Source organism: Streptomyces sp. Xyl84, assembly GCF_059731885.1.
This window is the reverse complement of sequence record NZ_AP029182.1, coordinates 4,899,598-4,923,283: the sequence shown is the minus strand read 5'-3', so window position 1 is coordinate 4,923,283 and position 23,686 is coordinate 4,899,598. Positions and strand designations below refer to the sequence as shown.

At 74.1% G+C, this 23,686-nt stretch carries 21 protein-coding genes and 2 tRNA genes; 1 reads left to right on the top strand and 22 read right to left on the bottom strand.

Annotated elements, in window-relative coordinates; translation table 11 throughout:
- Positions 1–280: 280 nt before the first annotated feature.
- The 18 genes from holA to AC6I72_RS21240 all read right to left on the bottom strand — a co-directional run bounded on the left by holA (position 281) and on the right by AC6I72_RS21240 (position 18,497).
- On the bottom strand, positions 281–1,270 hold the full coding sequence (gene holA, locus AC6I72_RS21325) for a DNA polymerase III subunit delta (RefSeq protein WP_498002705.1): 990 nt from the start codon (positions 1,268–1,270) through the stop codon (positions 281–283).
- Between the two features lie 261 nt (positions 1,271–1,531).
- On the bottom strand, positions 1,532–1,777 hold the full coding sequence (locus AC6I72_RS21320) for a hypothetical protein (RefSeq protein ID WP_078883927.1): 246 nt from the start codon (positions 1,775–1,777) through the stop codon (positions 1,532–1,534).
- 55 nt (positions 1,778–1,832) lie between these two features.
- Positions 1,833–2,714 carry a YceI family protein gene (locus AC6I72_RS21315; protein ID WP_498002704.1) on the bottom strand — a complete coding sequence of 294 codons (882 nt, stop codon included), beginning with the start codon at positions 2,712–2,714 and terminating at the stop codon, positions 1,833–1,835.
- Between the two features lie 385 nt (positions 2,715–3,099).
- Entirely contained in the window at positions 3,100–5,658 is a 2,559-nt protein-coding gene (locus AC6I72_RS21310) for a ComEC/Rec2 family competence protein (protein ID WP_498002703.1), read from the bottom strand.
- Positions 5,659–5,735: 77 nt separating this feature from the next.
- Positions 5,736–6,455: a ComEA family DNA-binding protein gene (locus AC6I72_RS21305; RefSeq protein WP_498004759.1), complete on the bottom strand. Its 720-nt coding sequence runs from the start codon at positions 6,453–6,455 to the stop codon at positions 5,736–5,738.
- Positions 6,456–7,240: 785 nt separating this feature from the next.
- A complete protein-coding gene (locus tag AC6I72_RS21300) occupies positions 7,241–8,086 on the bottom strand; it encodes a DegV family protein (protein WP_498002702.1) in 846 nt (281 codons plus the stop codon).
- A gap of 72 nt (positions 8,087–8,158) precedes the next feature.
- Positions 8,159–8,926, bottom strand: coding sequence for a hypothetical protein (locus AC6I72_RS21295; protein ID WP_498002701.1), 768 nt, complete (start codon positions 8,924–8,926; stop codon positions 8,159–8,161).
- 131 nt (positions 8,927–9,057) lie between these two features.
- On the bottom strand, positions 9,058–11,940 hold the full coding sequence (leuS, locus tag AC6I72_RS21290) for a leucine--tRNA ligase (protein WP_498002700.1): 2,883 nt from the start codon (positions 11,938–11,940) through the stop codon (positions 9,058–9,060).
- A gap of 512 nt (positions 11,941–12,452) precedes the next feature.
- Positions 12,453–12,525, bottom strand: a tRNA-Ala gene (locus AC6I72_RS21285).
- A 145-nt stretch (positions 12,526–12,670) separates the two neighbouring features.
- The gene (locus tag AC6I72_RS21280; protein ID WP_006136074.1) at positions 12,671–12,904 is read right to left on the bottom strand and encodes a hypothetical protein; all 234 of its coding nucleotides are present in this window, start codon (positions 12,902–12,904) and stop codon (positions 12,671–12,673) included.
- A 3-nt stretch (positions 12,905–12,907) separates the two neighbouring features.
- Positions 12,908–13,081 carry a hypothetical protein gene (locus AC6I72_RS21275; protein ID WP_366724292.1) on the bottom strand — a complete coding sequence of 58 codons (174 nt, stop codon included), beginning with the start codon at positions 13,079–13,081 and terminating at the stop codon, positions 12,908–12,910.
- A 278-nt stretch (positions 13,082–13,359) separates the two neighbouring features.
- Positions 13,360–13,432 (bottom strand) — tRNA-Ala (locus AC6I72_RS21270).
- Between the two features lie 856 nt (positions 13,433–14,288).
- Complete coding sequence (locus AC6I72_RS21265; RefSeq protein ID WP_498002699.1) at positions 14,289–14,966, bottom strand: histidine phosphatase family protein; 678 nt, start codon at positions 14,964–14,966, stop codon at positions 14,289–14,291.
- On the bottom strand, positions 14,957–15,403 hold the full coding sequence (gene rsfS, locus AC6I72_RS21260; protein ID WP_498002698.1) for a ribosome silencing factor: 447 nt from the start codon (positions 15,401–15,403) through the stop codon (positions 14,957–14,959). Before rsfS ends, AC6I72_RS21265 begins: the two co-directional genes overlap by 10 nt.
- A 76-nt stretch (positions 15,404–15,479) precedes the next feature.
- Positions 15,480–17,291 carry an LCP family protein gene (locus AC6I72_RS21255; RefSeq protein WP_498002697.1) on the bottom strand — a complete coding sequence of 604 codons (1,812 nt, stop codon included), beginning with the start codon at positions 17,289–17,291 and terminating at the stop codon, positions 15,480–15,482.
- A gap of 16 nt (positions 17,292–17,307) precedes the next feature.
- A complete protein-coding gene (nadD, locus tag AC6I72_RS21250; protein WP_498002696.1) occupies positions 17,308–17,982 on the bottom strand; it encodes a nicotinate-nucleotide adenylyltransferase in 675 nt (224 codons plus the stop codon).
- A gap of 43 nt (positions 17,983–18,025) precedes the next feature.
- Positions 18,026–18,181: a hypothetical protein gene (locus tag AC6I72_RS21245; protein WP_199811562.1), complete on the bottom strand. Its 156-nt coding sequence runs from the start codon at positions 18,179–18,181 to the stop codon at positions 18,026–18,028.
- 151 nt (positions 18,182–18,332) lie between these two features.
- Positions 18,333–18,497, bottom strand: a complete 165-nt coding sequence (locus tag AC6I72_RS21240; RefSeq protein ID WP_037854412.1) for a hypothetical protein — start codon at positions 18,495–18,497, stop codon at positions 18,333–18,335.
- A 102-nt stretch (positions 18,498–18,599) separates the two neighbouring features.
- Between AC6I72_RS21240 and AC6I72_RS21235 the strand changes: the two genes are divergently transcribed.
- Positions 18,600–19,814 carry a M48 family metallopeptidase gene (locus AC6I72_RS21235; RefSeq protein ID WP_498002695.1) on the top strand — a complete coding sequence of 405 codons (1,215 nt, stop codon included), beginning with the start codon at positions 18,600–18,602 and terminating at the stop codon, positions 19,812–19,814.
- Between the two features lie 3 nt (positions 19,815–19,817).
- Here the strand turns inward: AC6I72_RS21235 and AC6I72_RS21230 are convergent, their stop codons facing one another.
- From AC6I72_RS21230 to AC6I72_RS21215, 4 genes are all read right to left on the bottom strand, one after another.
- Positions 19,818–20,945: an SCO2583 family membrane protein gene (locus AC6I72_RS21230; protein WP_498002694.1), complete on the bottom strand. Its 1,128-nt coding sequence runs from the start codon at positions 20,943–20,945 to the stop codon at positions 19,818–19,820.
- Positions 20,946–21,034: 89 nt separating this feature from the next.
- Positions 21,035–21,607: an SCO2584 family spore wall biosynthesis protein gene (locus AC6I72_RS21225; RefSeq protein WP_498002693.1), complete on the bottom strand. Its 573-nt coding sequence runs from the start codon at positions 21,605–21,607 to the stop codon at positions 21,035–21,037.
- A gap of 96 nt (positions 21,608–21,703) precedes the next feature.
- A complete protein-coding gene (locus tag AC6I72_RS21220; RefSeq protein WP_498002692.1) occupies positions 21,704–22,990 on the bottom strand; it encodes a glutamate-5-semialdehyde dehydrogenase in 1,287 nt (428 codons plus the stop codon).
- A 128-nt stretch (positions 22,991–23,118) separates the two neighbouring features.
- Positions 23,119–23,646 (bottom strand): DUF8830 family protein, encoded by a 528-nt coding sequence (locus AC6I72_RS21215; RefSeq protein WP_498004758.1) that lies wholly within the window; start codon positions 23,644–23,646, stop codon positions 23,119–23,121.
- Positions 23,647–23,686: the final 40 nt, after the last annotated feature.

Below are 23,686 nucleotides of genomic sequence, written 5' to 3'. Positions count from 1 at the left end.
CGTTCGCCACGCGGGCATGGGTCCACGAGCGTCATCCGAAGGCCCCGACGGCCCTCCCTTCCCCAGGGACGGCCGACGGGGCCTTCGGCTTTCTGCTGGGGGGAGGACGTCGGGGCGGTTCGTGTCGGGGGCGGGCGGTACTGGGGCCGTCCGAGGGAGGGCGACGGTGCTTCCGCGAGGGGGGTTCGGTGCGGGAAGCCGGTGCTGGGGCCGTCCGGGGGAGGGCGAGCGACGGCACCCTCCGCGAGGGAGGTTCCGTGCCGTTCGGGCGGGAGCGGGCTCAGCCGCGTCCTCGTGAGCGGGCCGCGCGGGCGATGGTGACCACTGCCTTCTCCAGGGCGTACTCCGGGTCGTCGCCGCCGCCCTTCACGCCGGCGTCCGCCTCGGCCACCGCGCGCAGGGCCACCGCCACCCCGTCCGGGGTCCAGCCGCGCATCTGCTGGCGGACGCGGTCGATCTTCCACGGCGGCATGCCCAGCTCCCGCGCCAGGTCGGCGGGGCGCCCGCCGCGCGCCGAGGACAGCTTGCCGATGGCCCGCACGCCCTGCGCCAGCGCGCTGGTGATCAGCACCGGCGCCACGCCGGTCGCGAGCGACCACCGCAGCGCCTCCAGGGCCTCCGCCGCACGGCCCTCGACGGCCCGGTCGGCGACGGTGAAGCTGGAGGCCTCCGCCCGGCCCGTGTAGTAGCGGGCGACGACGGCCTCGTCGATCGTGCCCTCCACGTCCGCGACGAGCTGGGACACCGCCGACGCCAGCTCCCGCAGATCACTGCCGATGGCGTCGACCAGCGCCTGGCACGCCTCGGGCGTCGCCGAGCGGCCCAGCCCGCGGAACTCGCCCCGCACGAAGGCCAGCCGGTCGGCCGGCTTGGTCATCTTCGGGCAGGCCACCTCCCGCGCGCCCGCCTTGCGGGCCGCGTCCAGCAGACCCTTGCCCTTGGCACCGCCCGCGTGCAGCAGCACGAGGGTGATCTCCTCGGCGGGCGAGGCCAGGTACGCCTTCACGTCCTTGACCGTGTCGGCCGACAGGTCCTGTGCGCCGCGGACGACCACGACCTTGCGCTCCGCGAAGAGCGAGGGGCTGGTCAGCTCGGCGAGCGTGCCGGGCTGCAACTGGTCCGGGGTCAGGTCCCGCACGTCCGTGTCGGCGTCGGCGGCCCGCGCGGCGGCCACCACCTCCCGCACGGCACGGTCGAGCAGCAGGTCCTCCTGGCCCACGGCGAGTGTCACCGGGGCGAGAGGGTCGTCGTTCGCAGTCTTCCTGGCCATCGCGACAAGCATCGCACGCCCCGCTGACAACGCCCCCGCCCCGCGACCGCCCATGCGGCACCGGGGCGCATCAGAGGCATCGGGGCGGATCAGGACGCACGACTCGTCCCCGGCTGCGACGACGCCCCGCCACCACGACGACCCGGCACCAGGGCGCCGCTGCCGCCACGACGCCCCGCCATCACGGTGCCCTGCCGCCACGACGCCCCGCTGCCACGGCTCCTCGTCACTGCGACGACTCACCGCTACCGCTCCCCGTCGCTACGGCTCCTCACGCCAGCCGTCCCACTCCCCCGCGAACGCGTCCAGCTCCGCCGGGTCGAGCCGGTCCTCCTCGTCGCGCAGGACGACGAGCCACTGGGCGTCCTCGGCGTCGTCCTCGCCGGCCAGCGCGTCCCGTACCAGCTGCGGCTCCTCCCGGAGCCCGAACCGCTCCCCGAGCGCCTCCGCGGCCTCCTCCGCCGCATCGCGGTCGGGCAGCACCAGGACATGTCTCACGTCACTCACGCACGCCATTGTCGGTCACCGCGTGTGCGTCCCGTCAGCGACGGTGGCCGGCCGCTCAGCCCTTGGGCACGACCTGTATGTCGAGTTCCACCTTGATGGTCGGGCCCACCACGGCGATGCCGCGCGCCAGCATCGTCTGCCAGCTCACCGTGAAGTCGTCACGGTGCAGTTCGGTGGTGGCGCGGCAGGCGGCCCGGACCTCGCCCTCCATGCCGTTGCCGAGGCCGAGGTACTCGGTGTCCAGGGTGACCGTACGGGTCACGCCGTGCAGCGACAGTGCTCCGGTGACGGCCCACTTGTTGCCGCCGCGGTGCGCGAACCGGTCGCTGTAGAACTCCAGGGTCGGGAACCGCGCCACGTCCAGGAAGTCCCCCGAACGCAGATGGTCGTCGCGCATCCTGACGTTGGTGTCGATGGACGCCGCGTCGATCACCACGTGCATCGCCGAACGCTCGACGTCCTCGGCGACCCGCACCACCCCGGCGAACGAGTTGAACCGGCCGCGGATCCGGGCCAGCCCGATGTGCCGGGCGGTGAAACCGATCGCGGAATGCGTGGGCTCGATCTCCCAGTCGCCGGGCGCGGGCAGCTCGGGCGGCTGCGTGACCTGGAGCGTCACATCTCCGAGCGAGGTGAGCGAGTTCTCCGCGACCGTCGCCGCGGCCCGGTAGGGCGCGTACCCCTCGGCGGACACCGCGAGCCGGTACTCCCCCGCAGGCACCGCCGCCACGAACGACCCGAACGGGTCCGTCCCGCCGCTGACCACCTTGCGCCCCGCGGTGTCGATCACCGTGAACTCCGCCTGCGGCACCGGCTGGTTGACAGGGTCGAGCACCCGGCAGCTGAGCGCCCCCGCGCTCGGTGGGGTCCACACCGCCGCCAGGGGACTCGTCCGTTGCGCCCGCTTCGTTCGGCTTCCCAGCAACCGGCCGATCATCTACGACACCTTCTGCACGATGTGAAAACAGCTGTTACCAAAGAAACATTCGATCACCGATGAGGCTTTCGAGGCAACACGGGATCACATCATGGGAAACCATCACATGTGCTGCGGCTCGCACGAGTGGCACCGTGTGGCCCGAATTCACCGCTCCCGGCGTGATTTCGCACAGTCCCCCCACCGCCTCCGAACTGACCACACCCCCCTCACCCTTGGCCGCGCTCGGCAGCGACAGCACGCATCGGCCCGGTGCCGACCGCGTCGGCGGCCCGGGCGATGCGCCACTCGCACCGCGACGTCCACCGGCCCGCGTGAGCGGAAGATGCTCACCCGGACGCCGCGCCCGCAGAGGTGCGCCTCCGCCCGCGCGACAGCCGTGTCCTCACTCCTGGGCCACGCGCAGCGCCGTGCCCTCCCCGGTGACGGCCAGTGTGCCGTCGTGGTCCGTTCGCAGGACCGTCGCGCCCTCCGCCCGCAGGGCCGCCACCGTGCGCGGGGCGGGGTGGCCGTACATGTTGTCCGCGCCGCAGGAGATCAGGGCCAGTCTCGGGGACACCAGCCGTATCAGGTCGGGGTCCTGATACGCCGATCCGTGGTGGGCGACTTTGAGGACGTCTACCCGGGTCAGCCCTGCCGCCTCTGGGGAGCGCGCCAACTCCTGCTGGGCGAGGGGTTCCAGGTCGCCCAGCAACAACAGCCGCAGGCCGCCGGAGCGGACGAGCAGGGTGACGCTGGCGTCGTTGGGGCCGTCGGGCCGGGCCGACGGGCGGTCCGGCGGCCACAGGACCCGCCAGGACAGTGCGCCCGTGCGCCGCTCCTCCCCCGCGACGGCACGGGTGAGCGGGACGCCCCGCCGCGCCGCCTCCTTCCGCACGAACCCGGCCTGTTCGGCGGGCTCTTCGTACCCGGTGGTCTCGATCGCGCCCACCGAGCGCCCCCGCAGAACACCGGGCAGGCCGGTCACGTGGTCGGCGTGGAAGTGGGTCAGGACGACCAGCGGGATCCGGGTGATCCCGAGGGCGCGCAGGCAGCGGTCCACGCGGTGGGGATCGGGTCCGGCGTCCACCACCACACCGGCTCCCGGCCCCGCCGCCAGCACCGTCGCGTCGCCCTGCCCCACGTCGCACATCGCGAACCGCCACCCCGGCGGCGGCCAGCCGGTGAGCACCCGGGTCAGCGACGGCGGCCGCACCACCGCCAGCAGGAGCAGCACCCCGCAGACGCCGCACAGCCACGGACGCCCCAGCAGCCGCCGGCCCAGCAGCACGGCCCCCACCGTGACCAGCCCCAGCAGCAGCGCTCCGGTCCAGCTGCCCGGCCAGTCCACTCCCCCGCCGGGCAGTCCCGCTCCGGTGCGGGCGACGCCCGCGATCCACCTGGTGGGCCAGCTCGCGCACCAGGCGAGCGCCTTGGCCGGCGCCATGGCCACCGGGGCGCACGCCAGCGCCGCGAAGCCCAGCACCGTGGCGGGGGCGACCGCGATCTCCGCCAGCAGGTTGCACGGCACCGCCACCAGGCTCACCCGGGCGGACAGCACGGCGACGACCGGCGCGCACAGCACTTGCGCCGCGGCTGCCGTGGCGAGTGCCTCGGCCAGGCGGGCGGGCACCCGGCGCCGGTGCAGCGCCGCACTCCAGCGGGGCGCCAGCGTGAGCAGGGCGCCGGTCGCCAGGACCGAGAGCAGGAAGCCGTAACTGCGGGACAGCCACGGGTCGTAGAGCACCAGCAGCAGCACGGCCGTGGCCAGGGCGGGGATCAGCGATCTGCGCCGTCCGGTGGCCAGGGCGAGCAGCACCACCGCCCCGCAGGCCGCGGCCCGCAGCACGCTCGGGTCGGGCCTGCACACGACGACGAAGCCGAGGGTGAGCGCCGCGCCCAGCAGTGCGGTGACCCGCAGCGGCAGGCCGAGTCCGGGCGCGAGGCCCCGGCGCTCGGCGTGCTGGGCCAGGCCGGGCGGCCCGATGAGCAGGGCGAGGAGGATCGTGAGGTTGCTTCCCGAGACGGCCAGGACGTGGGCGAGGTCGGTCTCCTTGAACGCCTCGTCCAGTTCTGGGCTGATCCGCGAGGTGTCCCCGACGACCAGTCCCGGCAGCAGGGCCCGCGCGTCCGCCGGGAGTCCGTCGGTCGCCGCGCGCAGCCCGGCCCGCAGGCGTCCCGCCAGGCGCTGCGGGCCGGACGGGCCCCCGGTCACCTCGGGCGCCGCGCCGTCCCGGACCCTCAGCACCGCGGCGATCCGGTCGCCGCCCGTCAGCGGGGGCGCCAGCCGTGCCGTCACCCGCAGCCGCGTGGACGGCAGCAGTCCCAGCCAGGGCGAGCCCCCGCCCCGGGCGGCGGACGCACCCGGCCCCTCGTCTCCCCGCGCGCCGGCGTCCACGAGGACCAGCACCGGGGCGCGGGTCCTCGCCTCCGCTCCGTCCGGTCCCCGCACTCGTCGCACCTCGGCGTCCACCAGCACGGAGACCGGTGCCATGTGGTCGCCGCTGACCCGGGGCCGGGTGAGCCGCGGGTCGGAGGTCAGCTCCACCTCCGCGGTGACCGTCGCGTACTGCCGTGCCAGCCCGGGCACCGGGCCGCGCCGCAGGTCCGCGCCGTGCAGTCCCGCCGAGGCGGCGGCTGCCGCGGCGGCGAGCAGCGCGGCCGAGACGGAGGTGCGCACCCAGGCCGGCGCGGCGCCGTGCAGGCGGCCCGTCCGAGCCCTGGGCAGCCGCCCGGTCCGTGTCCGGTCCGGCGGGTGCCGGTGCCCGTGCCGACGGCTGAGGACGAGGACGGCGGTCGTCGCGAGGCAGACGATCACGAAACCCGTCGCCCACCTCGCGGAGACGTCCAGTGCCAGGGCCGCCGTCGCCCAGGCCGCGAGCGCGGGTGGCACGAGCCGGAGGTCGGCCGGTCCCTCCTGCCGGGGGTGAGCGGCTCCGAGCCGGTTGCCGGCGTCGGCGTGCACCGGCGGGCGAGTGCGGCCGGCGGGCGTGGCGGGGGGAGGCCCGGACGGGGCTCCGGTCGGCGCCTTCCTGTCCGCGCTCATTCCCGCACCAGGTCGCGCAGGTCGGCGAAGCGGCGGTCGCCGATACCGCTGACCTGCCGCAGTTCCCGCACCGAACGGAACCCTCCGTGCTGCGTGCGGTAGTCGATGATGTGCCGGGCCAGTACCGGGCCGACGCCGGGCAGCGTCTCCAACTGGTCGGCGGTGGCGGTGTTGAGGGAGACGGGGGCCGCCGGTGCCCCTGCCGCGCCCGGACCGGACCCGCCGCCGGCCGCCCCGCCCGGCGCGGCCGGTCCTGTCCCGGCCGGTCCTGTCGCGGGTGCCGGTCCGCCGACGACCACCTGTTCGCCGTCCACGAGGAACCTGGCCCGGTTGAGACCGCCGAGGTCGGTGCCCGGCCGTGCGCCGCCCGCCGCCCGGATCGCGTCGGCCACCCGGGCACCCGCCGGGAGGCGGTGGACCCCGGGGTGGCGGACCTTGCCGCTGACGTCCACCACGATCTGCGGCGCCCCGGACGAGGGGGCGGCGGCCGGTGCGGAGACCGAGGTGCCGGCACGGGCGCTCCTGCCCTCGTCCGGACCGGGGCGCGGTGCCGCCGCACGCACCACTTCGGGGGCCGCGACGGACTGGGTGCGGCCGGTCCAGAAGTGCTGTACGGCCAGGGCCGCGACAGCCACGAGCACCACCGTGAGGGCGATCACGTTCCTGCGCTCGAGCGCGCACCGCGTCTGCAACCACAGGGGCATCCGCTCCCGCAGCGCGAGACCGGCCCGCTCACGCCACGTCCGGTCCCCCGGGGCCCGGTCGTGCGACGTCCGGTCGTGCGGCGCCCGCTCCCCCGGGGTCCGCTCGTGCGACGTCCGGTCCCGCCACGTCCCCTGCCGCGGCGTCCGGTCCTGCCAGGTCCGCGCCGCGTCGGCCACGTCGCGGGTGCTGGCCACGTCGGGGGCGCCGGGCACGTCGGGGGCACCTGGCACGTCGGATGCGTCAGGGGCGTAGGACGTGTCGGCCCCGTCGGACGCGCCCGCCACCGCACCCGCGCCGGCCTCGCCGACCGCCTCCCCGGTGCGCACCGCGTCGGCCGTGCCCGGCCCAGGGGTCCGAGGCGGTCCGCTGCCCGACCCCCCGGCCGGCGCCGTGGAGCCGGCGAAGAGGACTTCCGCGCGCCGGCGCAGATCCTCGGCCGGGGCCTGCCGCTGACGCAGGGCGTGCCGTGCGGGAGCGTGGCCACGGTGCGGGTGACGGCGGTCGCGGGTCCGGCCGTCCGAACCGGGAACGCGGCCGGGACCGCTGGTGGCGGCCGCCGGACCGGAACGTGAGCGTGATCGAAGTGCCATGCCGTCAGCATCGGGCAGCCCGGCCACCCCGCGATGATCTTGCTCGATTCCCGGGGACTACCCACCGGTTGTGGACAACTCCGTCACCCGCACGAGTGATCCCTTGAGTTGTCTCCCCAGCTCCGTCGACGGCTGGGCCGTCCCCGACCGCTCCGTCGACGACCGAGCCGCCCCGGCAGCCTCGTCGCGTCCGGTCCGTCGGCGTCTCAGCGCGGAGAGACCACGACCCCGAGCAGCCCGGGTCCGGTGTGCGCGCCGATGACCGCACCGACCTCGCTCACGTGCAGGTCGGCGAGGCCCGGTACACGGGCCCGCAGCCGGTCGGCGAGGGCCGCCGCCCGGTCGGGGGCGGCGAGGTGGTGGACGGCGAGGTCGATGCCTGCTCCGCTCGCCCGCTCGGCCACGATCTCCTCCAGGCGGCCGATCGCCCTGGAGGCCGTCCGTACCTTCTCCAGCAGTTCGATCCGGCCGTCCTGGAGTTGCAGCAGGGGCTTGACGGCGAGGGCGGAACCGAGCAGGGCCTGCGCGGTGCCGATACGGCCGCCGCGGCGCAGATAGTCGAGGGTGTCGACGTAGAAGTAGGCGGAGGTGCCTGCGGCCCGCTTCTCGGCGGCCGTGACCGCCTCGTCCACCGTGCCTCCGCCGCCGGCCGTCTCGGCGGCGGCCAGGGCACAGAAGCCGAGTGCCATCGCGACGGTCCCGGTGTCCACGACCCGGACCGGCACCGGTGCCTCGCGCGCCGCGAGCACGGCGGCGTCGTAGGTGCCCGACAGCTCGGCGGACAGGTGCAGCGAGACGATCTCCGTCGCCCCGGAGGCGGCGACCTTGCGGTAGGTCTCGGCGAACAGCGCGGGACTGGGGCGCGAGGTGGTGACGGACCGCCGCTTCTGGAGCGCCTGGGCCAGGGAGCGGGTCGAGATCTCGGTGCCCTCTTCGAGCGCCTGGTCGCCGAGGACCACGGTCAGCGGGACCGTGGTGATGCCGTGGCGCTCCATCGTCCGCGGCGGCAGGTAGGCCGTTGAATCGGTGACGATCGCGACATGGCGGGACATGAGCTGGAGGTTACCTGCCGTAGCGCCGGGGCGGCAGCCCAGCCCCTCTGACCGGGTGTGCGCGTGGCCGGATCAGGTGGTGCTCTCCGGGCGGGGCTTCTTCTGCCAGGAGTACGGGGGGCGGCGTCCCGGCGGGGTCAGGGCGGCGCGGGTCCGGTCCTGGGCGGAGTCCGGCCGGGGGGCTTCGGCCGGCGGGGTCCGCTCGTCGGACCCGGGGGCCCCGGCGGCCGGTGTCCCGGCGCGCGGCGGCGCGGTGGAGGGCTCGCCCCATGCGGGGGTGTCGGCCGCGGGCTGCGCGCTGGTCCAGTGCCGCAGGGCGTCGGCCTCGACGCCGATCTGGGCGCTCAGGGCGTCCAGATCGTCGTCGGCGAAGCGGCGGGCCCGGTCGCGGGCCGCCCAGCGCAGGGCGTCGGCCGACTGCGTGATGCGCCGGGTCCGCTCGGTCAGGTGCGGCAGCCGCTCGGCGAGCGTCGCCCGGTCCGGCTCGCTCTCCAGGCGCTTGAGTTCGTGGTCCAGCTCGTGCCCGTGGGCGCTGAGGCGGTCGAACAGGGCGACGGATTCCTTGAGGGACTCGTCCTCGGCCGCGCCCGCGTGCAGGGCGTCCTGGGTGGCGCGCATCGAGGTGCGCAGGGTGAGCCGGAGCTGGGCCAGTTCGCCCGCCGGGCCCGGCTGGGCGAAGGACTTGGCCCGCAGGGCCTGGTCCTCCACGGCGCGGCGGGCCTGGCCGATCGTGCGGTCCACGCCGCGCTTGGCGGCACCGACCGCCTTGACCGTGGCGTAGGCGCCGAGGGCCAGACAGAGCACGAAGAGCACGGCGACGACCGCGACGACTGCTTCCACGAAGCTCCTCCTCGGCTCGGCGGCGCAGGCCGCGCCGCTCTTCCACGGTAAACGCCCAGGGCAGGTCCAGGGTTCCGGCAGAACCCCGAACCTGCCCGTAGGGGACTACCCCGAGGCGAGCGCGCGTCACGTCACGCGGGCACGATGTTCACCAGCTTCGGCGCCCGCACGATCACCTTGCGGACGGCCGCGCCGCCCAGTGCCGCGACGACCTTCTCGTCGGCCAGCGCGACCTTCTCCAGCTCGTCCTCGGAGATGGACGGGGAGACCTCCAGGCGCGCCTTGACCTTGCCCTTGATCTGGACGACGCAGGTCACGGCCTCGTCGACCGCGTACGCCGGGTCGGCGACCGGGAAGTCGCGGTGGACGACGGAGTCGGTGTGGCCCAGCTTGTGCCACAGCTCCTCGGCGATGTGCGGCGCCAGCGGGGCCACCATCAGCACCAGCGGTTCGGCGACCGCGCGCGGTACCGGGCCGCCCGTCTTGGTCAGGTGGTTGTTCAGCTCGGTGACCTTGGCGATGGCGGTGTTGAAGCGCAGGCCCTCCAGGTCCTGGCGCACGCCGTCGATCGCCTTGTGCAGGGCGCGCAGCGTCTGCTCGTCGGGCTCGGCGTCGGTGACGGTGACCTCGCCGGTGGCCTCGTCGACGATGTTGCGCCACAGCCGCTGCAGCAGCCGGAACTGGCCGACCACCGCGCGCGTGTCCCACGGCCGGGAGACGTCCAGCGGGCCCATCGCCATCTCGTACAGGCGCAGCGTGTCGGCGCCGTACTCGGCGCAGATCTCGTCCGGGGTGACGGCGTTCTTCAGGGACTTGCCCATCTTGCCCAGCAGCCGGGAGACCTTCTCACCCTGGTGGTAGTAGGCGCCGTCGCGCTCCTCCACCTCGGCGGCGGGCACCGCGATGCCACGGCTGTCACGGTAGACGAAGGCCTGGATCATGCCCTGGTTGAACAGCTTGTGGAACGGCTCGGCGGAGGAGACGTGCCCCAGGTCGTACAGGACCTTGGACCAGAAGCGCGCGTACAGCAGGTGGAGCACGGCGTGCTCGGCGCCGCCGACGTACAGGTCGACACCGCCGTGCGGCCGGCCCTCGCGGGGGCCCATCCAGTACTGCTCGATCTCCGGGTCGACCAGCTGCCGCTCGTTGTGCGGGTCCAGGTAGCGGAACTCGTACCAGCAGGAACCGGCCCAGTTGGGCATGGTGTTGGTCTCGCGGCGGTACTTCCTGGGGCCGTCGCCCAGGTCCAGGGTGACGTTGACCCAGTCCTCGTTGCGCGACAGGGGCGTCTCGGGCTGGGTGTCGGCGTCGTCGGGGTCGAAGGTGCGCGGCGAGTAGTCCTCGACCTCGGGCAGCTCCAGGGGCAGCATCGACTCGGGCAGCGGGTGGGCGATGCCGTCCTCGTCGTAGACGATCGGGAAGGGCTCGCCCCAGTAGCGCTGACGGCTGAACAGCCAGTCGCGCAGGCGGAAGTTGACGGTGCCCTCGCCGGTGCCGGACCGCTCCAGCCACTCGGTGATGCGCGCCTTGGCGTCGACGACGCCCAGGCCGTCCAGGGTGATCTCGTCGTTGGAGGAGTTGATGATCTTCGCGTCGTAGGACCCGAAGGCGTCCTCCCACGTGGAGGTGTCCGTGCCGCGGCCGTCGGTCGGCTCGACGACGCAGCGGATCGGCAGCTCGAAGGCGCGCGCGAACTCGAAGTCGCGCTGGTCGCCCGCCGGGACGGCCATGATCGCGCCGGTGCCGTAGCCCATCAGGACGTAGTCGGCGATGAAGACGGGGACCTGCTCGCCGTTGACCGGGTTGGTCGCGAACGCGCCGATGAAGACGCCGGTCTTGTCCTTGGCCTCGGCCTGGCGCTCCACGTCGGACTTGGCGGCGGCCTGCGCTCGGTAGGCGGCGACGGCCTCGGCGGGGGTGGCGTGGCCACCGGTCCACACGTCGTGGGTGCCCTCCGGCCAGGCGGCCGGGGTGAACTTCTCGACCAGCGGGTGCTCGGGGGCCAGCACCATGTACGTCGCGCCGAACAGGGTGTCCGGGCGGGTGGTGAAGACGGTGATCTTCTCGCCGTCGATCGGGAAGTCGACGCGGGCGCCCTCGGAGCGGCCGATCCAGTTGCGCTGCTGCAGCTTGATGGCGTCCGGCCAGTCCAGCTCCTCCAGGTCCTCCAGCAGCCGGTCGGCGTAGGCGGTGATGCGCATGTTCCACTGGCGCAGCTTGGCCTTGAAGACCGGGAAGTTGCCGCGCTCGGAGCGGCCTTCGGCGGTGACCTCCTCGTTGGCCAGCACGGTGCCCAGGCCGGGGCACCAGTTGACGGGCGCGTCGGAGGCGTAGGCCAGGCGGAACTCGCCCAGGACGTCGGCACGCTCGGCGGCGCTCAGCTCGCCCCACGCGCGCTTGTGCCCCGGTACGGGCCGCTCACCGGACTCGAACCGCGCGATCAGCTCGGTGATCGGGCGGGCCTGCCGGGCCTCGTCGTCGTACCAGGAGTTGAAGATCTGCAGGAAGATCCACTGGGTCCACTTGTAGTAGTCCGGGTCGATCGTGGCGAAGGACCGGCGCTTGTCGTGGCCCAGGCCCAGCCGGCGCAGCTGGGCCTTCATGTTCTCGATGTTGGCCTCGGTGGACACGCGCGGGTGCGTGCCGGTCTGCACGGCGTACTGCTCGGCGGGCAGGCCGAAGGCGTCGAAGCCGAGGGTGTGCAGCACGTTGTGGCCGGTCATGCGCTGGAACCTGGCGTACACATCGGTGGCGATGTAGCCCAGGGGGTGGCCGACGTGCAGGCCCGCACCGGAGGGGTACGGGAACATGTCCATGATGAACTTCTTGGGGCGGGCGACCAGCTCGGGGTCGCCCGCCAGGTCACCCTTGGGGTTGGGCGCGGCGTACGTCCCGTCCGCGTCCCAGAAGTCCTGCCAGCGTGCCTCGATGTCGGCCGCCACGGCGGCCGTGTAGCGGTGCGGCGCAGCCTCCGCCGACATGGCGGCGGGGGCGGCGGGGTTCGTCTCGCTCATGATCCTCAAAGCTCCATCGATCGTCTCTGCCCGCGGCTGCGACTTTCCGGAAATGAAAAATCCCCTCGCACAGGAGGGGACGCCGCGCCGATTCCGACCAACCGATTCGCCCGGCGGTCGGGACTGATCAGCGCGGCTCGCTAAGCAGAAGGCGTACGGCACGCATGGCGTCAGGGTACCGCAGCCGTCGAGCGCCCCGCGACAGCCTTGTGATCACCCGGCGTGACGACCGCCGGCGGAGGAGCGCCGGCCCGACCGGCGCGCTCCTCGGTGAGCGGCCGTGATCGCGGGCGGCCTCGCGGTACCTGCGCCGGCCCCCCTCCCCAGGGCGCGGGCGGCGTGCGGCGGGCCGTTGAGCGTGCGGCCGGCTGAGCGTGCGGGCGGCGCGGCGGCGGTCCGCAGGCAGGCCGGCACGCCGGGGAGAGGCGGTGCATGCACCGGTCCGCAGGCCGCCACGCGAGCGGTACGCCGAAGGCGGGCCACCCTGGTGGGTGACCCGCCTTCGACTTCTGTGGAGCTAAGGAGAATTGAACTCCTGACCTCCTGCATGCCATGCAGGCGCTCTACCAACTGAGCTATAGCCCCTTGCTTCGTTCCGCCCGGTTTCCCCGGCGGCGACGCCAACATTACACGGTCCAGGGGGTGCTTCACCAAATCGGTTTCCGCTATGCCCGTTATGACCGGTATTCACCACTCGGGCGGGGGACGCGGCGGCTCTGACCTGCGGTGCTCACGCCGTGACGAACGAGTAGAACCGCTTCAGCGTGCAGTGCTCCTCCAGCAGCCGCCCGTAGATCGGTTCGCCCTCCAGCTCGCGGTACGTCTCGATCGGGTCGCCTTTTATGATCAGCGCCCGCGCGCACTCCTCGCACCAGTACTGGTAGTCGGGGTTGATCGGCTCCATGTCACGGACGATCGGCGTACCGCTGCCGCACCAGTCGCACTTTCGCCTGTGTGCACCCATCGATCAGCTCCAGCTGTGGCCGCAGGCCGTGCACACGTACGACACCCCGCCGTTGTCACCGAGGACCTGGGCCACGTGGAGCGAGCCGCAGGAGGGGCAGACGAGGCGGGTGACGGTGTCCCGTATCAACGCCGCGCCGAGGAGGTGACCGCCCTCCTCGAGGATGCTCGCAGGCATCGTCACTCCCTCCCAGTCGGGCCGCGCCCCCTTCCGGCCGTTTGATTCTGCCACGGCCGGGCCAATACGGTCAGCGACGCCTCGGTACCGGTCCGGCCACGGCGGCCGGCGCGGCGACCGGGCCGGCGGGCAGGCGCACGCCGGGGTGTCTTCGCGGAGGCATACGCCCCCGGGCCTCGGGGGGCTCGGCCGGCGGGGGCGGAACGCAGAGAATCCCGCCCCTTCAGGGACGGGATTCTCATCACCGATCACTGGCACCCGTGAAGGGTGCCGATCTGTGGAGCTAAGGAGAATTGAACTCCTGACCTCCTGCATGCCATGCAGGCGCTCTACCAACTGAGCTATAGCCCCTCGTTCGCTCCCCGCTCGGCGGGGCGAACAAGAAGAACTTTAGCCTGCGACCTGCCGGAAAGTGAAATCCGGGCCTCGCGGGGTCCCGGCCGGGCCGACCCGTCGGAGACGGACGGCCCGGTCCGTCGCGCCGACCGGGCGGCGGCCGGGTGGCGCCATGGGGAGGAACGGGCCGCGTCGCGGGGTCGGCCAGGCGCGGCGGTACGAACGGCCACGCCGGCCCGGCGGTCGGCGGAGGGGGCGGCCGGGCCGTCCGGTCCGGCCGTGAGCGCGGGGGCGGCGGCCCCGCGCGGCGGTGGGGCGACTCAGGGCGTGATGGTGCGGCGCCTGTCAGCGGCGAGGCGGCGCGCTCGCACGGGCGGACCAGGACGGCGAAGCGGGCGGCCCCGGGCGCCCGGGCCCGGTGGGGCGGCACCCGTCAGCGGCGAGGCGGCGCGCTCGCACGGGCGGACCAGGACGGCGAGGCGGGCGGGCCCGCGCGGCAGAGCGGGCAGGCCCGGGCGCCTGGGCCCGGTGGGGCGGCACCCGTCAGCGGCGAGGCGGCGCGCTCGCACGGGCGGACCAGGACGGCGAGGCGGGCGGGCCCGCGCGGCAGAGCGGGCAGGCCCGGGCGCCTGGGCCCGGTGGGGCGGCATCCGTCAGCGGCGGGGCGGCGCGCTCGCACGGGCGGACCAGGACGGCGAGGCGGGCGGGCCCGCGCGGCAGAGCGGGCGGGCTCGGGCGCCCGGGCCCTGCGGGGCGGCGCGCTCGCACGGGCGGCCCGGGACGGCGAAGCCGGCGGCCCCGCGCGGCAGGGCAGGCGGGACCGGGCATCTGCGCGGGCGGGTCCCCGCGGCGATACGGGTGGGGGCTCGGGTCAGGTGTCGTCGCCCAGGACCGGTTCCGGCAGGGTGCCGGCGTTGTGTTCCAGCAGGCGCCAGCCGCGGGCGCCCTCGCCGAGGACGGACCAGCAGCAGTTGGAGAGGCCGCCCAGGCTCTCCCAGTGACGGGCCTCCAGGCCCAGGAGGCGCCCGATGGTAGTGCGGATGGTGCCGCCGTGGCTGACGACGACGAGCGTACCGTCCTCCGGCAGCTTGTCCACGTGCCGCAGCACCACGGGGGCGGCGCGGTCGGCGACCTCGCTCTCCAGTTCGCCCCCGCCCCGGCGTACCGGCTCGCCGCGCTTCCACGCGGAGTACTCCTCGCCGTACCGGGAGATGATCTCCTCGTGCGTCAGCCCCTGCCAGACACCCGCGTAGGTCTCGCGCAGGCCCTCGTCCCGGGCGACGTCCAGGCCGGTGAGGGCGGCCAGCTCCGCGGCCGTGCGGGCGGCCCGCTTCAGGTCGGAGGAGACGATCGCGTCGGGACCGAGGGAGGCCAGCAGGCGGGCGGCGCGGCGGGCCTGGCCGATGCCGGTCTCGGTCAGCTCGACGTCCGTGGAGCCCTGGAAGCGGCGCTCCACGTTCCAGGACGTCTGGCCGTGCCGCCACAGGATGACGCGGCGGCCCCGGCCCTGCGGCCGGCCGGCTCCCTCACCGGCGCCGCTCACCGCCACTCACCGTCCGGCTGGGCCGGCTCCTCGGCGCTCTGGAGCCTGGCGTGCTCCTCGGCCTTGCCCCGGGTCGCCCTGGCGTCCTCGGGCAGTTCCAGCTCGGGGCAGTCCTTCCACAGCCGCTCCAGGGCGTAGAAGACACGCTCCTCGCTGTGCTGGACGTGGACGACGATGTCGACGTAGTCGAGGAGGACCCAGCGGGCCTCGCGGTCGCCCTCGCGGCGCACCGGCTTGGCGCCCAGCTCCTTGAGCAGCCGCTCCTCGATCTCGTCGACGATGGACTTGACCTGGCGGTCGTTGGGTGCGGACGCCAGCAGGAAGGCGTCGGTGATCGACAGGACGTCACTGACGTCGTAGGCGATGATGTCGTGCGCGAGCTTGTCGGCGGCCGCCTGGGCGGCGGCGTTGATCAGCTCGAGGGAACGGTCGGTCGCGGTCACTACAGGGCTTTCCGTCGGCGGTCACTTGAGACCAAGGGTCTCACGGACCGCCGACAGCGCCCCACGCGATTACGGGTCACCGGGCGGAGGCGGGCTTGTAGTCCTGGCCGAGGACGACGGAGACGTCGGCGTTCGCGGTGACCGTGCCCTTCGTCACGGCGCTCGCCGGCAGGCCCAGCGTCTTGGCCGCCTCGGTGGCGTCGTCCTTGTGGGCGGCGTCGGCGTAGACGACCTGGGACGCGGAGCGGGCCGCGGCTGCCGTACCGCCCTCGACGAAGGTGAAACCGCCGTTGAGGAGGGCGACGCGCGCCTTGTCGGTGTCGGCCTTGGTGCCGGAGGCGTTCTGGACGGCGACGCGGACGGCCGAGCCCTGGGCGGGGCTCTTCGCGGTGCCGCCCAGGATGGCCTTGACCACGCTGTCACTGGTCTGCGCGGACAGCGTGCCGTCGCTCTGCACGGGCAGCAGCGCGGTCTTGCAGTCACCGCCCTTGGCCAGCTCCGAGAGCTTGGCGAGGAACGTGCCGAGGTCCTTGTCGGTGAGCGAGGGGTCGAGGATCTGCGCCAGCGTCTGCACGGTGGTGGTGGCGGCCTGCGGGTCGGAGGAGATCTTGCGCAGCACGCCCTGCATCACCTGCCCGAACCGCTTCAGCTGGGCGTTCTCGTCCTCGCCCGGGGCGCGGTAGGTGGCGTAGGCGACGGCCATCCGGCCGCTGAGGGTCTGGGCCCGGCCCTTGTGGACGAGCGCCGTCGTGCCCTTCTTCTTCGTGTCCGGGTCGGGCACGTCGGCGTCGGTGTCGGCCTCGATGCCGCCGACCAGGTCGACGAGGTTCTGCAGGTAGGGGGTGTCCAGGCGCCAGGTGCCCTGGATGCTGGTGCCGAGCACGGTGTCGAGCTGCTCACGGGTCCCGGAGGAGCCGTCGTCCTTGACCGACTTGGCGAGGGTCGTGGCCGTGCCGTCGTCGGCCGCCACCGCCAGGGAGTTGGGCAGCAGCACCGTGGTGCCCTGCTTGGTGGTGGTGTTGTCGACGAGCAGCGCCGTCGAGGTGCCGCCCTTGGCGGTGTCGTGCAGGTGGACGACGATCACGTCGCGCTTCTGGGCGCCCGCGGCGGTCGCCGCGCCACCGCCGTCGCCGGACGACGACACCCCGGGGAGCTTGCCCGCGTACCAGAGCCAGCCGACGCCGCCGACCGCGACCAGGGCGAGGACCACCGCCAGGGCGATCACACGGCTGCGGGCGCGGCGGCGGGCCTCCTCGCGGCGCTCGGTGCGGTTCTCGGTGAACTTCAGCCAGTCGATGACGTCCTCGGAGTCGTCGGTCGGCTCCTCGACGAAGGCGAACTGCTCGGTGTGGTACTCCCCCGCACCCGCCTCCGGCCCGTCGGGCCGCTCCGTGGTCTCCTCCCCCGCCGGGTCGGCGGCGGGGTGCGCGGCAGGGCCCGCGGCCGGGTCCGCCGGCGGCCCGGCCTGCTGCGGGATGCGGGCGGCGGTCTGCTCGGCGACCCGGTGCTGCTGCCCGCCGCCGGCCGCCTGTCCGTACGGGTCGTAGGGGTCGTACGGGGCCGCCGGAGCCGTAGGGGCGCCCTGGCCGTAGGGGTCGTAGGGGTCGTAGGCACCGGCGGCTCCGGAGGCCCCCGGGGGCTGGTGCGCCGGGTACGGCTCCTGCGACGGCGGGTAGGTCCCGTAGGGATCGCCGGCGGCCGGGGCGGCCTGCTGCCCGCCGCCCGCGGCGTACGGGTCGTAGCCGTAGCCCTGCGGGCCGTACGCGTCGTACGTCTGCTGCGGGGTCTGCTGCGCCGGGACCTGCCGGTACACGGGCCGGCCGTAGTCGTCGTAGCCGACCAGTTCGTAACCGTCGTCCCCGTACGCAGCGTCGTATCGGTCGTTCACCGGTGCCCCTCTCGGCTCACTCGCCGCGGTACAGCTCGCGTTTGGCGATGTAGCGCACGACTCCGTCCGGCACCATGTACCAGATGGGGTCCCCCTTGGCGACTCTCGCCCGGCAGTCCGTGGACGAGATGGCGAGGGCGGGGACCTCGACGAGCGAGACACCGCCCTCGGGGAGACCGGGGTCGGTGAGGTGGTGACCCGGCCGGGTCACCCCGATGAAGTGCGCGAGGGAGAACAGCTCCTCCGAGTCGCGCCAGGTGAGGATCTGGCCGAGGGCGTCGGCACCCGTGATGAAGAACAGGTCCGTGTCCGGGTTGAGGGCGCGCAGGTCGCGCAGGGTGTCCACGGTGTACGTGGCACCGCCGCGGTCGATGTCGATGCGGCTGACGGAGAACTGCGGGTTCTCGGCGGTCGCGATGACCGTCATCAGGTAGCGGTCCTCGGCGGCCGAGACCCTGCGGTGGGACTTCTGCCAGGGCTGGCCGGTGGGGACGAACACCACCTCGTCCAGCTGGAACTGCGCGGCCACTTCGCTGGCCGCCACGAGGTGACCGTGGTGGATCGGGTCAAACGTTCCGCCCATGACGCCCAGGCGGCGCTTGCCCGAGGACGAGGGGCCGCTGCCGGGTCCGTCGCCGAGGTGCTTCACCGTGTCACTCACCGGACCGGTAGGCATGTCCTGCTCTCCCATGCGTGCAGACCCTACCGGCCCGGCCCGAAGGCTCCCGCCGGGCTCAGCGGTCGCGGTTGAAGCGGGTGGTGATCCAGAGCAGGAGCAGCAGGATGATGAGGGCGGCGCCGCCCGTCACCGCGGGGTTGAGGCTCTCGTGGTTGCCGCCCTCGGCCTCGGCGAGGTTGACCAACTGGGCAGCGGTGCTGGGGATGCTCATCTTCGGCAGACCTATCCGGGTGTGGGCGGGATAAAGATGCCCGCCCATCGTAAGCGCCCGCCTTCACGCCGCTCACCCCGACTCCACGGTTGCGCGGCCCCCGGCACCGGGTGCGGGGACCGTGCGGGGGCGCGGGAACCTTGCGGGAGGGTCAGTCGTCGTTCCGTTTGTAGCCGCGCAGGAGGAACCAGCCGGTGAGCACACAGCCCAGGACCATCACGACCAGGACGATGCGGAGCAGGTCGCCCGATCCCTGATGCTGCGCTGTGGTGTTCGCGGCCTCGGCCAGCCGGGCGGCTGCGGGGTAGTGCTCCATGGCGTGACTCCTTCGCTGTACTGCCCGTCCACGGTATCGCCGCCCAGGCTGGCCCCTGCTTCGGGGGCACATTGGGCGACACAGACGCACATGGGGGATCACATGTCCGACGACCGCCGCGAACACGACGGCCCCGAGCGGGTGCCCGGCCGGCGGCGCACGCGCTTCCCGGGGATCTCCTCGCGTGCGTACGAGCACCCGGCCGACCGCTCCGCGCTGGTCGCGCTGCGCAAGCTGAGCGGATTCGACACCGTGTTCAAGGCCCTCAGCGGCCTGCTGCCCGAGCGCAGTCTCCGGCTGCTCTTCCTGTCCGACTCGGTGCGCGTCTCGGACGAGCAGTTCGCACACCTGCACGACATGCTGCGGGACGCCTGCTACATCCTGGACCTGGAGAAGGTCCCCCCGATGTACGTGAACCAGGACCCGCAGCCCAACGCGATGTGCATCGGCCTGGACGAGCCGGTCATCGTCGTGACCACGGGGCTGGTCGAGCTGCTCGACGAGGAGGAGATGCGCGCGGTCGTCGGCCACGAGGTGGGCCACGCCCTCTCGGGCCACGCGGTGTACCGCACGATCCTGCTGTTCCTGACCAGTCTGGCGGTGCGGGTGGCCTGGATCCCGCTGGGCAACATCGCGATCATGGCGATCGTGACGGCGCTGCGCGAGTGGTTCCGCAAGTCGGAGCTGTCGGCGGACCGGGCCGGACTGCTGGTCGGGCAGGACCTGCGGGCGTCCATGCGCGGCCTGATGAAGATCGCGGGCGGCAACCACCTGCACGAGATGAACGTCGACGCCTTCCTGCGGCAGGCCGAGGAGTACGAGTCGGCGGGCGACCTGCGCGACTCCGTCCTGAAGATCCTCAACGTGCTGCCGCGCACCCACCCCTTCACCACCGTGCGCGCGGCCGAGCTGAAGAAGTGGGCCGAGTCCCGCGACTACCAGCGGATCGTGGACGGCCACTACCCGCGCCGCAGCGAGGACAAGGACACCTCGGTCGGCGACTCCTTCCGGGAGTCGGCCGCGCACTACGCCGGCCATGTGAAGAACTCCAAGGACCCGCTGATGAAGCTGGTGACCGACCTCGCGGGCGGGGCGGGCGACCTGGGCGACCGGTTCCGGCGCGGCTTCAGCGGATTCACCGGCTCGGCGCCGCCGAAGGACTCCAGGGGGGCCGAAGACACCGGTGCCGGCGGCACCGCGCCCGGGGAGGGCCGGGACGCGAGAGACGAGCCGCCCGGCGAAGGCCCCTCGCACGAGCGGCGCGAGCGGCGCGAGCGGCGCGAGCGGGACGAGCGGGACGAGCGGGACGAGGACTGAGCCTCACGCCTTCGGCTGGGCGCCCGGCGCCAGCGCGCCGCACACGGCGCTCACGCCGTCGGGCGCGTACGGGTCGGTCGCGGCCGGGCCGCCCGCCCGCGCGCTCCGGCCGGCCAGCAGCGGCTGGAAGCGGTCGGCCGCGTCGTCGCCGCAGGACAGCGGGCCCGCCTCGACGGTGGCGACGACCAGTTGGACCTGGTGCAGCCGCAGGTCGTCCTGGTCGAAGCGGAACCGCAGTTCCCGCCGGACGGTGAAGAGCGAGGCCGGGGCCGTGGCGCCGGCGCCCGCGGGCTTGAGGGCGTAGACGAGGACGGGGTCGGCGGTGACCTCCAGGGTGGCGGAGTCCGCCTCGGCGACCCGGAGGGAGCCCCGCACCCGGACGAGGGGGTCGGCGAGCTGGACGCGGCCGGGGTCGAAGCGGACCAGCCATGCGGTGGCGGCGGCCCCGCCCGCACCCCCGCGAGCGCTCCCGGCCCCGCCCCGGCCGGTGCTTGCGCCGGTGCTCCCGTCGGCGTTCGCGCCGGTGACGCTCCGGTCGAACTGGCCGAGCTGGCCCGGGTCCAGCAGGGCCCGCACGGCGTCCGTCCGGCCGCCGACGAGCACCCCGGGGTCGAGGGAGGAGGCCACGATGTAGTCCCGCGCGCCGGTCAGGGCGGCGACGACCTGGCTGTCCGAGAAGTGCGCCGTGCCACGGTGGGCGGGCAGCGGCAGGCCCTCGGCGCCGGTGGCGTACCGGGCGGCGGGACTGCGCGCGTACAGGCCCGCGAGGTCGCTGCTGCCGGGCACCTCGCCGGCGGGGGCGAGCGGGACGACGGTCGCCCGCAGCTGCTCGACGGCCCGCGGCGGCAGCAGGGACCGGTACGGCGTGCGTACGCCCATGTAGATCGCGGTGGCGAAGGCGACGGCGATCAGCAGGACGAGGAACAGCGCCTGCCGCGGCAGTGCGCGGTGCGGGCGCGGGCGGCGGCGGACGGCGGGCGTGTGGTCGGTCATCCGCTCCTGGGCGGAGTACTCCTGGAGGCGGGCAGCGCGGACGAACGACTCGTCGAAGACGACGGATCGGTATTCGTCCTCCGCGCCCGAGGGGGTGCCGTCGGGAACCCCTTCAGGCGGGTCGCCAGGCCCTCCCATACTTTCAGGGTAGGTCCCGGCAAGCGCCGGTAAACGCGCTGCTGTGCGCCAAGTTCTGACAACCGCTCACCGGCGTGGCCGGCGGATGCTCAGTGGCTGCGCGGGACCGCCGGCACGGGCGGGCGGGAGGGGGCGGCGGACGCCGGGGGCGCGGCGGCGCTGCCCTGCTCCAGGCCCGTCGAGGCGGGCGGCGGTGCCTGCTCGCGGCTGCCGGACGAGCCGCCCCGGTAGACGGCCGCGAAGGCCAGGGCGACCATGCCGATGCCCATGACGAGCGCGAGCACCCAGGCGACGGGCCGGTGCCAGCGGACCTGTCTGCCGGACGCGCCGGGGCCGCCGAAGCGGCGTTCGAGCACGTCGGGGTCGTCCAGGTCGTCGAGGCCGTGGTCGGCGCCGAGCGCGCGCGGACCGGTCCCGAAGCCGTCGTCGTAGCGCTCGCCTCTCGCGCGGGCGCGGCGGGCCTCGGCCTCGGTGGCCTCGGCTCTGGCCTGCGCCGCGGCCAGGAGGCGTTCGACGGCGGTCGGCTCGTGGATCACGGCCGCCCGTACGAAGGCCTCGTCGAAGACCACGGAGGCGAACTCTTCGTCCGACACCCCGCGGTCGTGGTCGTCGTCGGGCTCCCAGCCGTCCGGGAACGGCGTGCCCCCCACGTCCTCCGGCACGGGTCCAGAGTAGACCTGGGGGGTCAATTTGGGCAGACGGTGCGGAAATTCATCCGCCAGGTGAGACGGCCGGCGACGGCCGCGGCGGGCGGCGGCTCAGCGCCGGATGTGCCCGTCGCCGGTGACGATGTACTTGGTGCTGGTCAGCTCCGGCAGGCCCATGGGGCCGCGGGCGTGCAGCTTCTGCGTGGAGATGCCGATCTCCGCGCCGAAGCCGAACTGGCCGCCGTCGGTGAACCGGGTGGAGGCGTTCACGGCGACGGTGGTGGAGTCGACCAGCCGGGTGAAGCGGCGGGCGGCCTGCTGCGAGGTGGTGACGATGGCCTCGGTGTGGCCGGAGCTCCACAGCCGGATGTGGCTGACGGCCCGGTCCAGGGAGTCGACGACGGCGGCGGCGATGTCGTAGGAGAGGTACTCGGTGTCCCAGTCCTCCGGGGTGGCCTCGACGACCGTGGCGCGGGAGTCCTTCGCGTACGCCATGACCCGCTCGTCGGCGTGCACGGTGACCCCGGCGTCGGCGAGGGCGTCCAGGGCACGCGGCAGGAACTCGGCGGCGATGTCCTGGTGGACCAGGAGCGTCTCGGCGGCGTTGCAGACGCTGGGGCGCTGGGCCTTGGAGTTGATCAGGATGTCGACGGCCATGTCGAGGTCGGCCTGGGCGTCGACGTAGACGTGGCAGTTGCCGGTGCCGGTCTCGATCACGGGGACGGTGGACTCGTTGACCACGGTGCGGATGAGGGAGGCGCCGCCGCGCGGGATCAGCACGTCGACCAGGCCGCGGGCGCGCATCAGCTCGCGCACGCTCTCACGGCTCTCACCGGGGACGAGCTGGACGGCGTCGGCGGGCAGTCCGGCGCCGCCGACCGCGTCGCGGATCACCCGGACCAGGGCGGTGTTCGACTCGTAGGCGGAGGCCGAGCCGCGCAGCAGGACCGCGTTGCCCGACTTCAGGCACAGGGCGGCGGCGTCCACGGTGACGTTGGGGCGGGCCTCGTAGATGATGCCGACCACGCCGAGCGGGACGCGGACCTGGCGCAGGTCCAGTCCGTTGGGCAGGGTGGAGCCGCGGACGACCTCGCCGACCGGGTCGGGCAGCGCCGCCACGTCGCGCACGTCTGCGGCGATGGCCCGCACCCGCTCGGGGGTGAGCGTGAGCCGGTCGACGATGGCCTCGGCGGTGCCGGCCGCGCGGGCCTTGGCCACGTCCTTCGCGTTGGCCTCGACGATCTCGCTGGTACGGACCTCCAGGGCGTCCGCGATGGCGAGCAGCGCGTCGTCCTTCTCCGCGCGCGGCAGCGGCGCGAGGTCGGCTGCGGCGGCCTTGGCCCGGTAGGCGGCCTGGGCCACAGGGGACATCGAGTCGTACGGCGAGAGCGTGGTCATGGGGGAAGCGTAGTGCGCCGAGCTGGGGCGTTCACGCGCTGTTCCACACCGCGAGACGGGCGTGGTCGCCCGCGAGACGGTCCCGGCGGGGCAGCCCGGGCGAGGTCGGGAGGCGGGCCGGAAGGACGTCAGAAGGGGTGGACGCCGACCGGGGTGGCCGGGGGCGGCCCGTAGCCCTCGGCCAGGCGCTGGTGGTAGGTCTCGCGGTCGATGACCTCCAGGCCGACGATCTCCCAGGGCGGCAGCCGGGCGCTCTGCCGGTGCTCGCCCCACAGGCGCAGGGCGACGGCGGCCGCGTCGTGCAGGTCGCGGGCCTCTTCCCAGTAGCGGATCTCGGCGTGGTCGTCGGCGTAGCGGCTGGTCAGCAGGAAGGGGTGGTCGTGGGCGAGCTGTTCCAGGCCGCGCCGGACCTCCTGCAGCGGGGTCCCGGCACCGGAGACCCGCAGGGTGATGTGCCACAGCCGGGGCAGGTCCGCCGGTTCCTCGCGCCCGTCGTGCGCCCGGCGCGTCCCGCGCTCCCCCTGGCGCTCGTGGGCCTGCTGTTCCCGCGCGTACCGGTCGCCGGCGGCGACGCTGGTCAGGGCCCGTTCCTCACCGGGTGCGCGGGAGGGGGACCCGCCGGCACCACCGCGGGACGCCGCCACCCCAGGGCGCACTCGTCTCACGACGGCCTCCTTCACCCAGCGCTCGTGCGGA